Source organism: Microvirga sp. VF16 (assembly GCF_016864375.1).
Taxonomy (GTDB): Bacteria; Pseudomonadota; Alphaproteobacteria; order Rhizobiales; family Beijerinckiaceae; genus Microvirga.
Genome location: NZ_CP069354.1, coordinates 4,518,413 through 4,531,447, shown reverse-complemented (window position 1 = coordinate 4,531,447; position 13,035 = coordinate 4,518,413). Strand labels below are relative to the sequence as shown.

The following is a 13,035-nucleotide window of genomic DNA, read 5'->3' as shown; positions in this document are numbered from 1 at the left end:
TCTGAATCTTTAGAATAAGATGCCGGACTCAAGGCTCTTGCGAGATGCCGGTTGCGGCCATCAGCACATCGGCCAGCTCTGGCGTACAGGCGAGAACCGGATTGCCCTTCCTGAGTCCGTCCTTGGCCAGGAAATTGTTGGTCCAGCCTCCGGCTTCCTCGATGATCAGAAGCCCGGCCAGGACATCCCAGGAATTGATGTGGAGCTCGCAATAGGCATCGATGCGACCGTCCGCAACGTAAGCGAGGCCGAGCGTGCCCGAGCCGGCGCGGCGCACATTGGCGCCACTCTTCTTCAGCTTGTCGACAGCGGCGATGTAGGGCTCCGGCGGCAGGCGTGACGACCAGCCGGCCTCCACGGTCGCCTGCCGCATGTCGGCAAGGCCGCTGACCCGGATCGCCTCGCCGTTGAGGAGCGCGCCGCGAAGGCGCCGGCCGGTGTAGAGCTCGGCCTGCATCACGTTGTAGATCACGCCGATCTCGACCGTTCCCTCGCGCACGAAGGCGATGGAGATGGCAAAGTGTGGGATGCCGCGGGCGAAATTCGCCGTGCCGTCGATGGGGTCGACCACCCAGACATCGCGCTCGAAGGAGCCGCCGCCTTCCTCGCCGAAGAAGGAATCGTCGGGAAACAGCTCGCTCAAACGGCGCCGGATCAGCTCCTCCACCTCCGCATCAGTGGCGGTCAGGAAGTCCTGGGGCCCCTTGAAATCCGGCCGCTGCGAGCGCGGCCGTTCCAGAAAGCGCTTGCGCGCCAATACGCCCGCTTCCCGGGCGATGGCGCAGGCGGCGGCAAATCTCATCTCCAGGCTGTCTGTCGTCATCGTGGCGGAGCGTCCTTCGGGATCAAAAGATAGGCTTGCACTGTTATGGGGCAGTCATGAAGCTTTGAGAGGATGGAGAATCGTATGAGGGCGGAGATTGACGATGTCCTCATATCTTTTCGAATTGATCCTTCCTTAGCCGGCTCAAATCATCTACGTTACAAACTATCTCACTAGGAATTCTACTCTCGTCGAATGCCCCAGACACCAAAAGAAGAACTCAGCCAGGTTGCGGCACTCCCTTTCCGAATCAAGGACGGCAGGATCGAGGTGCTTCTCGTCACGTCGCGCGAGACCAAGCGCTGGCTGATTCCGAAGGGCTGGCCGATGAAGGGCAAGAAACCGCACAAGGCAGCTGCTCAGGAGGCTGAAGAAGAGGCCGGCGTGAAGGGCGAGATCGAGAACAAGCCTCTCGGCTTTTACGATTACTGGAAGCGCCGGACCACGCATTTCGATCTCTGCCGCGTCAACGTCTATCCGCTCGAAGTCTCCAAGCAGCTCAAGTCCTGGCGTGAAAAGGGGCAACGCAGAGCCCAGTGGTTCGAGGTGGAAGAGGCGGCGCATCAGGTTCTGGAACCGGCGCTCGCCGATCTCATCCGGAGCCTGCCCGAGCATGTGCAACCCCTCGCATCGGTGGGGTAGCGGGCGGAATTTACAGAAGCCCAGGGAACACGCGGCCCTCCAAGAAGTCTTTCCCCTGACGAATGTGGTCAAGCGGCGGAGCTTGACCATTTCCATGCAGTGAGGAGACTTCGATGAAGGCGCTTGTTTGGCACGGCACCACCGATATTCGTTGCGACTCGGTTCCCGATCCGCAGATCGAGCATCCGCGCGACGCGATCATCAAGGTGACGAGCTGTGCCATCTGCGGCTCCGATCTTCACCTCTACAACCATTTCATGCCCGGCATGAAATCCGGCGACATCATGGGGCACGAGACCATGGGCGAAGTCGTTGAGGTTGGTGCCGAGTCCAAGAGCAAACTGAAGGCCGGCGACCGGGTGGTGATCCCGTTCACGATCATCTGCGGCGAGTGCGAGCAGTGCAAGCGCGGCAATTTCTCTGTCTGCGAGCGCACCAACCGCAACGGTCATATCGCGGCCAAAGCGTTCGGCCACACGACGGCGGGTCTGTTCGGCTACACGCATCTGACCGGTGGTTACGCGGGCGGGCAGGCCGAGTATCTGCGCGTGCCTTTCGCCGATGCCACCCATATCAAGGTGCCGGACGGCATACCGGACGAGAAACTTCTCTTCCTCAGCGACATCTTCCCCACCGGCTGGCAGGCTGCCGTGCAATGCGACATCCAGCCGACCGATACGGTGGCGATCTGGGGCTGCGGACCCGTGGGCCAGATGACGATCCGCAGCGCCGTTCTGCTCGGGGCGAAGCAGGTCATCGCCATCGACCGGATCCCCGAACGGCTCGCCATGGCAGAGGCCGGCGGCGCCATCACGATCAACATCGACGAAGAGAGCGTGATCGAGCGCCTCAACGAACTCACCAATGGCAAGGGGCCCGAGAAGTGCATCGATGCCGTCGGCATGGAAGCGCATGCGACCGCGACGATCGATTCCATGTATGATCGGGTGAAACAGGCGACGATGATGGAGACGGATCGTCCGCATGTGCTGCGCGAGATGGCCTATGTCTGCCGCCCGGCCGGGACGCTCTCGATTCCCGGCGTTTACGGTGGCTTGCTCGACAAGATTCCCTTCGGGGCAATCATGAACAAGGGGCTCACCATCCGCACGGGCCAGACACATGTGAACCGCTGGAGCGACGATCTTCTGCGCCGCATCGAAGAAGGTCAAATCGATCCGTCCTTCGTCATCACGCATACGGTGTCCCTCGATGAGGGGCCTGACATGTACAAGGTCTTCCGCGACAAACAGGACGGCTGCATCAAGGTCGTCATCAAACCCTGACAGGTGAGATCATGCGCTACGAAACCGAAAGAACGCGCCGCCGTGGTCAGGCCGACACGGCAACGGACACTTTGGCCCGCGGACTCGGCCTGTTTTCCATCGCTCTCGGGATTGCCGAGATTGCCGCGCCACGCGCAATGGCACGAGCGCTCGGCATGAAAGGGCAGGAGGGGCTGATCGCCGGCTATGGCGTGCGCGAGATCGCAACCGGAATCGGCATTCTGGCGTCGAAAGACCCGACACCCTGGATCTGGGGACGTGTCGCCGGTGACGGGCTCGACCTTGCAACGCTGGCGACGGCTCTCGAAGGCGACAACCCGCGGAAGGGCAAGGTCGGCATCGCTATGGCGGCGGTCGCCGGCGTAACGGCGCTCGATGTCTATTGTGCACAGACCTTGAGCCGCGAAAGCCCGCATCCGCTGGAGCCGTTACAGGATTATTCCGACCGCACCGGCTACCCGCGCGGTATCGAGCGAAGTCATGGTGCGGCCAGCGATTTCGAGGTTCCGCGGGACTTCCGCACGCCCGAGGCGCTGCGGCCCTATACGCAACCAGAATCGCCTCGACATCCTCGGCCATCCATGTAACTTCGCGGCATGACAAAGCCGCCAGTTTTTACCATCGGATATGAGGGAGCGGATGTGGACCGCTTCCTCACAACGTTGAAGGACGCAGGAGTCGCAACCCTCGCGGACGTCCGCGCCGTTGCGCTCTCGCGCAAGCGCGGTTTCTCGAAATCGGCTCTCCGTGATGCCCTGACGAGCCAAGATATTGGCTATCAGCATTTCATCAAGCTCGGCACGCCGAAGGAGGGACGTCAGGCGGCTCGGGCCGGTGACGGCGACCTGATGCGCCGGATTTATTGCGACGAGGTTCTGGCCACTGAACCGGCTCAGGAGGCTTTTCGCGAACTGGAGGCTCTCGCTCAAGCCCAGCCGATTTGCCTTCTCTGTTTCGAGCGCGATCCGGCCAATTGTCATCGGCGTATTCTGGCCCAGCGTCTCGCCGAGAGGGGCTTCGAGACGGTGGATCTGACGGTTCTCTGACGCTACAAGCGAGAGGGGCACAGGAAGGCAGAGCAAGAGATGCAGGCAGTCGTCACGGCGGTGAGCAGTAGTCCCAGCCATAGCTTCAGCAAGCCCAACCGCGAATCCATCCGCCTTCTCGCTGGCCTCGGGGTCGAGGACGATGCCCATCTCGGCACGACGGTCAAGCATCGCTCCCGCGTGGCGAAGGATCCGAGCCAGCCGAACCTGCGGCAGGTTCATCTGATCCATGCAGAGTTGCACGACGAGCTGCGGGCGAAGGGCTTTGCCGTATCGGCCGGCGAGATGGGCGAGAACGTCACCACGCGCGGCATTGATCTCCTCGCCCTTCCGGCCGGCTCACGTCTGCTGATCGGCGAAGAAGCCGTGATCGAGGTGACGGGACTGCGTAATCCCTGCGTTCAGATCGACCGCTTCCAGAAGGGCCTGATGAAAGCGGTTCTGGACAAGGACGATCATGGTAATCTCATCCGCAAATCCGGTGTCATGGCCATCGTTCTCGAAGGTGGCGAGGTGAAAGCGGGTGATGTCATTTGGGTGGAAACGCCATCCGAACCGCACCGACCGCTCGAGGTCGTTTGACATTTCTCAAGCCGATGAAACAAAACTGCAGTTGCCAAGTTGAACGAACTGCACTACTTTGCGCTTAGGTTTAATTTCTAGAGAGGGAGGACTGCATGGCTTTTGTGTGCTTGCTGAACGTTCCTCCCGCGTTCGGACTTTAGGTCCGACCAAGCGGGGCTCCAAGGCCCGGCAACCCTTACCAAGCTTCCATCATCCATGATTTTCGAGCGACGTCAGACGCTGTAAGCCGCCGTCTCCGCTGTCGCTCTTCAAAAATTCGGGGAGAGGTGCGCGCTCCAGGCGCCGCCTGTTCGCTGCCATGAACCAGCAAAAGAAGAGCGGGGACGCCACCCGCGACGTTTTGAGATTCACTTTCCGCCATTGGCGCGAGGAACCGCGCTATGTGGTGCTGATCGTCGTCACCATGATGGTCTCGACACTCGCCGACGTGTTCATGCCCGTCTTCGCGGGACGGCTCGTCGATGCCATCGCCATGGGCGTCAGCGACCGCGATGCTGCATTGCATGCGGCCCTCGTCGCCTTCGCTTTCATGACCGGCCTCGGTCTACTGATGATCGTCATGCGGCACTTGGCGTTCTACGGCATCGTGGAGCTGACGCTGCGGGTGATGGGACGTGTGGCGCAGGATGCGTTTGCGCGCGTCCAGCGTTTCTCGACCGATTGGCACGCGAATTCCTTCGCCGGCTCCACCGTGCGCAAGATCACGCGCGGCATGTGGGCGCTCGATCTGATGCACGACACGCTCCTGCTCGCACTGCTGCCCTCGCTCACGGTGCTTGCCGGCTCGATGATCGTGCTCGGTCTGCGCTGGCCGGTGATGGGCGTCGTCATCGGCTTGAGCGCGCTCGCCTATATCGTCATGACAGGCTTTCTCGCGACCCGCTATGTCGCGCCTGCGGCGCGGCTGGCGAATGCGTGGGATACACGGGTCGGAGGCACTCTCGCCGATGCCTTGAGCTGCAATCCCGTCGTCAAGGCCTTCGGTGCGGAAATGCGCGAGGACCAGCGCCTTACATGGGTGCTGGGCAAGTGGCAGAGCCGCACGCGCCGCGTCTGGCAGCGCGGCACCAACAGCGGCACGGTGCAGTTCATCGCGCTGCTCGGCATCCGCGCCGCCATCATCGGTACGGCGATCTGGCTGTGGTGGCAGGACCGTGCGACACCGGGCGATCTCGCTTACGTGCTCACGACCTATTTCGTGATCCACGGCTACCTGCGCGATGTCGGCATGCACATCAATAACCTGCGCCGCTCCGTGAACGACATGGAGGAGCTCGTCGAGATCCACCGGGAGCGCGTCGGCGTGCCGGACCGGCCCAATGCGAAGCCGATCCGCATCTCGCGCGGCGAGGTCGCGTTCGACCGCGTCACGTTCCACTATGCCGGACATGACACGCCGCTCTACCGGGATCTGTCCCTGACGATCCGAGCGGGCGAGCGCGTCGGCCTCGTGGGGCCCTCGGGATCGGGCAAGACGACACTCGTCAAGCTGATCCAGCGTCTCTACGACGTGACGGGCGGGCAGATCCTGATCGACGGACAGAACATCGCTCAGGCCGAGCAGGCATCCTTGCGTTCGCAGATCGCCATCGTGCAGCAGGAGCCGATCCTGTTCCACCGCACGCTGGCCGAGAACATCGCCTATGCTCGTCCCGGTGCCGGTATGGCGGAGATCGAGCGGGCGGCACGGCTCGCCAATGCGCACGACTTCATCATGAGCCTGCCCAAGGGCTATTCCACCCTCGTGGGCGAGCGCGGCGTGAAGCTTTCGGGCGGCGAGCGTCAGAGGGTTGCCATCGCGCGCGCCTTCCTGGCCGATGCGCCAATCCTGATCCTGGACGAGGCGACCTCCGCGCTCGATTCGGAGTCCGAGGTGCTGATCCAGCAGGCGATGGAGCGGCTCATGGTGGGGCGTACCTCCATCGTGATCGCGCACCGCCTCTCGACCGTGCGCGCCCTCGACCGCATCCTCGTCTTCGACAAGGGGCGGATGGTGGAGGAGGGGGATCATCTGACCCTCTATCGCAAGGGCGGCCTCTATCGCCGCCTCTGCGACCACCAGGGGCTGGATCTCGCCAAGGCGCCCCGGTCCGACATGGCTGCCGAATAGGGATCTGGACAAGGTCCCTTCAGAATCCTAAGGAAAATCCCATGTTTGAAGTCAAAGACATCCCCATCTCCGACAACAAGCGGGACTTTTATGCTTCGCTCGCCCAGCAGCTTTCCGGACTTCTGGAAGGCGAGCCGGATGCGATTGCGAATGCCGCCAACATGTCGGCCCTGATCTATCAGTTCCTGCCCGATCTGAACTGGGCCGGGTTCTACTTCATGCGCGGCGAGGGCCTTGTTCTCGGTCCCTTCCAGGGCAAGACCGCCTGCGTGCGCATCGCGGTCGGGCGCGGCGTGTGCGGCACGGCGGTGGAGCGCAAGGAATCCATCGTGGTGCCGGACGTCCATGCCTTCCCCGGCCACATCGCCTGCGACAGTGCTTCCCGCTCCGAACTCGTCGTGCCGCTCATCAAGGACGGCAAGGTGCTGGGCGTGCTCGATCTCGACAGTCCCAACCCGAACCGGTTCGACGAGGAGGATCGCGAGGGCTGCGAGAAGCTGGTGCAGATCTATCTCAAGGCTTCCGAGTTCCCACTTTAGTCCTCAGATATGCAGCCCGCCTATATCGACACCTATTACAGCCGGACTGCTGACACGACGGAAACCTATCCGCAGGCGACGGGACGGATCGAGGCGGATGTCTGTATCGTCGGCGGCGGATTAGCTGGACTGACGGCGGCTTTGAAGCTTGTGCGCAGCGGGCGAAAGGTCGTGCTGCTCGAAGCCCAACGCGTGGCCTGGGGCGCCTCCGGCCGTAACGGCGGCTTCGTCTCGGCAGGTTATGCCACAGGACTCGCTGCCATCGAGCGCCGTGTCGGGCCCGATCAGGCGCGAGAGCTGTTCCGCTTCTCCATGGAGGGGGTGGAGATCGTCCGCGGCAATATCGGCGAGTTCGGGATTCAGGATGCGCATCCGGTACCCGGTATTGTGAAGGCGCTGCGGTACGACTCGCGCGGAGCCCTGCAGGCTGCGCGCGAGCGCCAGCAGCGCGAGTTCGGTTTGCAGCTTCGGTATCTGCCCCGCGAAGAGGTGGGGGAACTCTTCGTCTCGCCGAAATATCACGAGGCGGTTCTGGACGAAGGCGCCTTCCACTTCCACCCGTTGAATTACGGGCGTGCGCTGACCCGCGAAGCCACACGCCAGGGCGCTTCGATTCATGAGCACTCGCCGGTGGTCTCTGCAGATCTCGACGGCGTGCGCAAGGTCGTCCGCACGAAGCATGCCGAGATTTCGGCCGAGCATGTGGTGTTCGCAACGGGCGGCTATACCGGCGGCGTTCTGCCAGCGCTCAAGCGCGCCTTCCTGCCCATTGCCACTTACGTCCTGTTGACGGAACAGGCACCGGATCTGGTGCAGAGCGCCATCCGCACGCGGGCCGCCATCCTCGATGATCGCCGGGCAGGAGATTATTATCGACTCGTCGATGACGGAAACCGGATCCTGTGGGGCGGACGTATCACCACGCGCACGACTGATCCGGGCGATATCGCGACCCTGCTCAGGCGCGAGATGGTGACGACCTATCCGCAACTGTCCGGTTTGAAGGTCGAACTCGCCTGGTCCGGCCTCATGTCCTATGCCCGGCACCTGATGCCTCAGATCGGTCAATGGAAGCCGGGTGTGTGGTACTGCACGGCCTTCGGCGGCCACGGCATGAACACGACGGCGATTGGCGGGACGGTGATCGCGGAGGGCATTACCGGAGAGAGCGATCGCTATCGCCTTTTTGCGCCGTTCGATCTGGCATGGAATGGCGGCATCTTCGGCCGTGCCGCGGTTCAGCTTACCTATTGGAGCTATCAGGCCGCCGATGCGGCCAGGGAGTTACGCTCCCGCTGAACAGGCGGAATCGATGCTGAATTACATCTTCGCGGCGGAGGCCACAATCCAAAGGCAGCTGAAGCTGAACGCAAGGGCGATCAGATTCATGAGATAGGCCAGGGCATCATTGGCGGGGTGGCGTTTTCCCGTTTGATCCATCGCGCTTCCTCTCAAGCCGGAAGGTCTTGCGATGTGGATAATGCCTAAGCTTGCCGTCTGTCCAGATGGTTAACACATAATTTTCAGTCAACCACCAATCGTCCCGTGGATCGTTCCGAGGCGCCGGCTTTCGCAGGAGCAATCGCCGCCGCTGGAGCGCGGTTCGGCGATCCAGCACACACCTTTCGGTGTCACGCAGGTTGAGCCCTGGCGGATTCCCGCGCGGGTCCGCTCATAGGCCCGCAGCCGATGCTCACGAAAATAGGTGCGCTCCGTCGAGCGGAAGGGAGCGACAAGACCCGTCTCGGGTAGCGGCTTTTCGCTGTCGGCCGCGAGAACGAAAGTCGGAGCGGCCAATCCGGCAAACAGGGCGAGGCAGGCGGCGATGGGTGTTTTCATTCACGGCTCCCAAGGTCGAATCTGTTCAGCGGATGAAGAAATCCTCCTCGCATCATCACTTGTCAGATGGCAACCCGCCTCTCTGAGGCGGCCGATCACAAAAACCTGATCACAAATAGAAGTCGCTTTTCGACAATGCGGAGAGCGCTGCGACATTGATCTTGAAATCTGCTGACTTATCGCCGTTCACGTCACCTGACACGATGCCGTCGGCAAAGCGCAGCTCACCGGACTTGCCATGGAAAGCGTTCTTGCCAATGAAAGTGAAGGCCTGATTGCCTGTCGCAGAGGTCTTCGCATCGATGCTGCGCAAATCGATATGATCCGAGCCGCGACGGAAATCCGTGATCGTATCGATGACGGATCTGCGGGAGTCGCTCACAGCCTGGAAGATGAAAGCATCCGCTCCACTGCCGCCGGTGAGCGTGTCCTTCCCGCTTTGGCCACAGAGCTTGTCGCTGCCAGAGCCGCCTTCGATCACATCGTTGCCGCTGCGCCCGTAGAGCGTGTCCTTGCCGCCTTCACCCTTGATCGTGTTGGAGGCGCCGTTCCCGCGGAGTGTGTCGCCATAGGCGCTGCCGACAAGACCTTCGATGCTCGCATAGCTATCGCCCGAGGCGTCGCCCCGGTTGCTCGACGAGGATTGCAGATCGGCGATCACGGCGGCCTTCGCCGTGACGTAGCTTGCAATGTCGGTGCCTGTTCCGCCGTTCAGCAGATCCTTGCCGCTTCCGCCGATCAGCACGTCGTTGTCGCTCAAGCCATAAAGCTTGTCGTTGCCGCCATTGCCGCGAAGCGCGTTGCCGGCGATATTGCCCTTGACGACATCGCTTGCGGAGCCGCCAGAGGCATTCTCGATGAGGGAAAGCGTGTTGCCCTGATAGAGAAGAGCATTGGCGATGTTGCCGGCCGCAAGTTTCGAACCATCCCAATGCAACTTCGCACGTTGCTCCTGGGACGTGGTCGTCCAGGCTCCGGGCTGGAGATCGATGGAAAGCTCGGTGGTGTAATTGGCGAAGCTGTAGGTATCGGAACCGCCGCCATCCCAGACGGTCAGCAGGATCTGATTGCCGCCGGGAGCGCCCTGGCTGACGCCATTCACGACCATCTCACCCGTCGACGGGCTCCACGAATACAACGTGTCGCCGGCATTGGTCGCATAGTTTGCGCCGTAGATGTGCTGGACCGCGGCGATGTCGTACATCATGAGAGACTGGGCATAGCCCCAAGTCTCGTTGGTATAGCCCATATCGGTCGAAGCGCCCGCATAGGAGCGGTAGCTCATCACGGTATATTCCATGCCGTCGCGATCGAGCGGCATGTCGCCTTCATGGGCATGCTCAAGGCCAAGGGCGTGCCCGATCTCGTGGACGATGGTGAGATAGGCGTAATTGCCCTTCGCAGGGCTTGCATAGATGCGACTGGAATGGTTGACCCAGACGTCGCCGCCCGTTGCATCCGTTGTCGGGAAATAGGCCCACGCGGTGCTCGGCAGGTCCGATTGCGCAAAACGCAGATCGGCCGATGGGCCACTCACGCTGTCCATCTCCTGGAAGGTCAGATTGCTGACGGCCGAGTAAAGATTCAGTGCCGAACGCGTAATGAATTGCTGCCCACCATTGAACGCGCCAAACCCCTTCGCGGCCTCACCATCTCCATAGGACGAGCCGTATGAGGTGGCTGTCGTGGGAAAGCTGTAGGTCAGGTTGCTCGGCACCCATTTGATGTTGCCGAGAATGGCATCGATGTAAGCGTTTCCCGTTGAACTATATGTCTCGACAGCAGGCATGGTTCTTCAATCGAATAGAGCAGAAACTGATAAGGCGAAGGTTCGCGCGAGATCTGATCGGCAAATGGAAAGCAGCCTTGTTTTCGGAAAATAAGAAAAATCTCTTCCGGAAAGCTTAAGCGTGCCATTCGACAACGCTGCAACGCAAAGCGTTACAATAGATCATGGTATGCCGTCAGATGGAGGCCCCAGCGAGATTGTTTTCGTCAGCTGATTTCGCGCGAACTTTATCGCTTCAGAGCCCATAACGGATTTTCGAGAGGACTAAAAGCGGATCTGCTTGAATATTACCTTGCCCGACAACATGCCGCATGGCAGCATTTCTTGCCTGCCGGTCCCGGGGCAACTCGTGCCAGGACTTTCTGCGACAGGTTTTTCTGTCCCTATGAGGAAAGACGCCCGCTCCGTTTGGCGGGAACTTGGCGGATACTCGCTTTGAAGCGGATTTGCGTCTGGAGAGATGAGACTGCGGTTCTGCCGCTTTCCCCACTCACTCCTATATCGCGCGTTGCGATCGCCTCCTGGGCCAGAAGGCGAACGTCTTCAAGCCGCCATTCCTCGCTCAGCCACGTCCTGCCGATCACCTTGAGAATTTGTTCGAGCGTCGCATAGGGATCCGCGATCTCGGGCGCCGTGGCCGCATCCTTCATGATGTCCCCCCTTATGCCGGAGTTTTCCCCGGTCATTTTGGACGGAATACCTGCCTCAAGTGACAAGTGTTCCTAGGTCACAAGTATGGCAAAGCTGCAGTCTGAAAGAAACTGCACTTTTGGACAGGTTCAGCTGTCGGGGAGTGACGCCAATACTTTCCGGAAAGCGACCGGTCCGGATCGAGATTAGAACCGCCGCGCGTCAGGCGTTTGGCTGGTGCTGCCAGAGAGGATCGAACTCTCGACCTCTCCCTTACCAAGGGAGTGCTCTACCACTGAGCTACGGCAGCGCGCCAACGGGGAGGGCCGCTTACTGCCACAGGGCAGCCCTCCATGCAAGCTTGAAAATGATCTTTATTCAGCTGCCTGGACTTTCGGCTCCAGGGGGAGACGAAGCGCGGTCCAGACCTCCACCAGGGCGGCGGCCAGGGCGTCGATATGGGCGTTCGAATGGAACGGTCCTGGAGTGATGCGCAGCCGCTCGGTGCCGCGGGGCACGGTGGGATAGTTGATCGGCTGGATGTAGATGCCGTGCTTGTTCAGCAGCCGGTCCGAGGCCGCCTTGCAGGCTTCCGCGTCGCCGACCACCACCGGCACGATATGCGTGACGGTGTCCATGACGGGCAGGCCGACGCCGGTCAGGACCGCCTTGGTGCGGGCCACCTGGCGCTGCTGCTGCTGACGCTCGGCGGAGGATTCCTTGAGGTGCCGGATCGAGGCGGTGGCGGCCGCGGCGACGGCCGGGGGCAGGGCGGTGGTGAAGATGAAGCCGGGCGCGAAGCTGCGGATGGCATCCATCACGGCCCGGGTGCCGGTCAGATAGCCGCCCATGACGCCGAACGCCTTGCCCAAAGTGCCCTCGATCACATCGATCCGGTGCATGACCCCGAGGCGTTCCGCCAGCCCAGCGCCGCGCGGGCCATACATGCCGACCGCATGGACCTCGTCGATATAGGTCATGGCACCATAGCGCTCGGCCAGATCGCAGATCTGGCGGATGGGCGCGATATCGCCATCCATGGAATAGACGCTCTCGAACACGATCAGCTTCGGCCTCTCGCCGGCGGCCTGGAGCAACTCCTCCAGATGTTCGAGATCGTTGTGGCGGAAGATCGCCTTGTCGCAGCCGGACTGGCGCACGCCCTCGATCATCGAGTTGTGGTTGAGCGCATCCGACAGGATCAGGCAGTTCGGGATCAGCTTGGCCAGCGTCGCGATGCCGGTCTGGTTCGAGACATAGCCCGAGGTGAAGACCAGCGCCGCCTCTTTGCCGTGCAGGTCGGCGAGCTCGGCCTCGAGCGTCACGATGGGATTGCTGTTGCCGGAGATGTTGCGGGTGCCGCCGGCGCCGGTGCCGAGGCGCCAGGCGGCCTCGACCATGGCGCGGGTGACGTCCCGGTTCTGGCCCATGCCGAGATAGTCGTTGGAGCACCAGACGGTGATCGGGCGCGGGCCGTCCGGGGCATGCCAGATCGCCTGGGGATAGCGGCCAGCGAGCCGCTCGATATCGGCAAAAACGCGGTAGCGCCGCTCGGCCTGCAGGCGCTCGAGGGCTGACGTGAAGAAGTTTTGGTAATCCATCATCTCACCGGGTGGGCAAAGCAATGCCCGGGGATACTGAACCTATTATGCCAGATCACATTGATCCGGGTCAAAGTCCTGAGCCGTGATATTGCGGTTGAGAGCCGCTTGCGAAGCCTCTATTTGATAAAGGCGACGATGGGTC

At 61.6% G+C, this 13,035-nt stretch carries 13 protein-coding genes and 1 tRNA gene; 8 read left to right on the top strand and 6 right to left on the bottom strand.

The window, feature by feature from the left end:
- Nucleotides 1-28 precede the first annotated feature (28 nt).
- Complete coding sequence (locus JO965_RS21285) at nt 29-823, bottom strand: inositol monophosphatase family protein (RefSeq protein ID WP_203440989.1); 795 nt, start codon at nt 821-823, stop codon at nt 29-31.
- Between the two features lie 195 nt (nt 824-1,018).
- Here JO965_RS21285 and JO965_RS21280 point away from each other — a divergent pair, with 195 nt between their 5' ends.
- The 8 genes from JO965_RS21280 (at nt 1,019) to JO965_RS21245 (ending at nt 8,330) form a co-directional block, all read left to right on the top strand.
- On the top strand, nt 1,019-1,465 hold the full coding sequence (locus JO965_RS21280; protein ID WP_203440988.1) for an NUDIX hydrolase: 447 nt from the start codon (nt 1,019-1,021) through the stop codon (nt 1,463-1,465).
- Nucleotides 1,466-1,578: 113 nt separating this feature from the next.
- Complete coding sequence (locus JO965_RS21275; RefSeq protein ID WP_203440987.1) at nt 1,579-2,751, top strand: zinc-dependent alcohol dehydrogenase; 1,173 nt, start codon at nt 1,579-1,581, stop codon at nt 2,749-2,751.
- 11 nt (nt 2,752-2,762) lie between these two features.
- The gene (locus JO965_RS21270; RefSeq protein WP_203440986.1) at nt 2,763-3,338 is read left to right on the top strand and encodes a cyclase dehydrase; all 576 of its coding nucleotides are present in this window, start codon (nt 2,763-2,765) and stop codon (nt 3,336-3,338) included.
- A 9-nt stretch (nt 3,339-3,347) separates the two neighbouring features.
- On the top strand, nt 3,348-3,797 hold the full coding sequence (locus JO965_RS21265; protein ID WP_203440985.1) for a DUF488 family protein: 450 nt from the start codon (nt 3,348-3,350) through the stop codon (nt 3,795-3,797).
- A 39-nt stretch (nt 3,798-3,836) separates the two neighbouring features.
- Nucleotides 3,837-4,379, top strand: a complete 543-nt coding sequence (locus tag JO965_RS21260; RefSeq protein ID WP_203440984.1) for an MOSC domain-containing protein — start codon at nt 3,837-3,839, stop codon at nt 4,377-4,379.
- A gap of 301 nt (nt 4,380-4,680) precedes the next feature.
- Complete coding sequence (locus tag JO965_RS21255) at nt 4,681-6,492, top strand: ABC transporter ATP-binding protein (RefSeq protein WP_203440983.1); 1,812 nt, start codon at nt 4,681-4,683, stop codon at nt 6,490-6,492.
- Between the two features lie 41 nt (nt 6,493-6,533).
- Nucleotides 6,534-7,031 carry a GAF domain-containing protein gene (locus JO965_RS21250; RefSeq protein WP_203440982.1) on the top strand — a complete coding sequence of 166 codons (498 nt, stop codon included), beginning with the start codon at nt 6,534-6,536 and terminating at the stop codon, nt 7,029-7,031.
- A 9-nt stretch (nt 7,032-7,040) separates the two neighbouring features.
- Nucleotides 7,041-8,330, top strand: a complete 1,290-nt coding sequence (locus JO965_RS21245) for an FAD-binding oxidoreductase (RefSeq protein WP_203440981.1) — start codon at nt 7,041-7,043, stop codon at nt 8,328-8,330.
- Nucleotides 8,331-8,558: 228 nt separating this feature from the next.
- Here the strand turns inward: JO965_RS21245 and JO965_RS21240 are convergent, their stop codons facing one another.
- From JO965_RS21240 to hemA, 5 genes are all read right to left on the bottom strand, one after another.
- Complete coding sequence (locus tag JO965_RS21240) at nt 8,559-8,870, bottom strand: hypothetical protein (RefSeq protein ID WP_203440980.1); 312 nt, start codon at nt 8,868-8,870, stop codon at nt 8,559-8,561.
- 109 nt (nt 8,871-8,979) lie between these two features.
- Complete coding sequence (locus tag JO965_RS21235) at nt 8,980-10,659, bottom strand: M10 family metallopeptidase C-terminal domain-containing protein (protein WP_203440979.1); 1,680 nt, start codon at nt 10,657-10,659, stop codon at nt 8,980-8,982.
- Nucleotides 10,660-11,042: 383 nt separating this feature from the next.
- On the bottom strand, nt 11,043-11,309 hold the full coding sequence (locus JO965_RS21230) for a hypothetical protein (protein WP_203440978.1): 267 nt from the start codon (nt 11,307-11,309) through the stop codon (nt 11,043-11,045).
- Between the two features lie 215 nt (nt 11,310-11,524).
- Nucleotides 11,525-11,599 (bottom strand) — tRNA-Thr (locus tag JO965_RS21225).
- A 64-nt stretch (nt 11,600-11,663) separates the two neighbouring features.
- Nucleotides 11,664-12,890, bottom strand: coding sequence for a 5-aminolevulinate synthase (gene hemA, locus JO965_RS21220; protein WP_203444295.1), 1,227 nt, complete (start codon nt 12,888-12,890; stop codon nt 11,664-11,666).
- Nucleotides 12,891-13,035 lie beyond the last annotated feature (145 nt).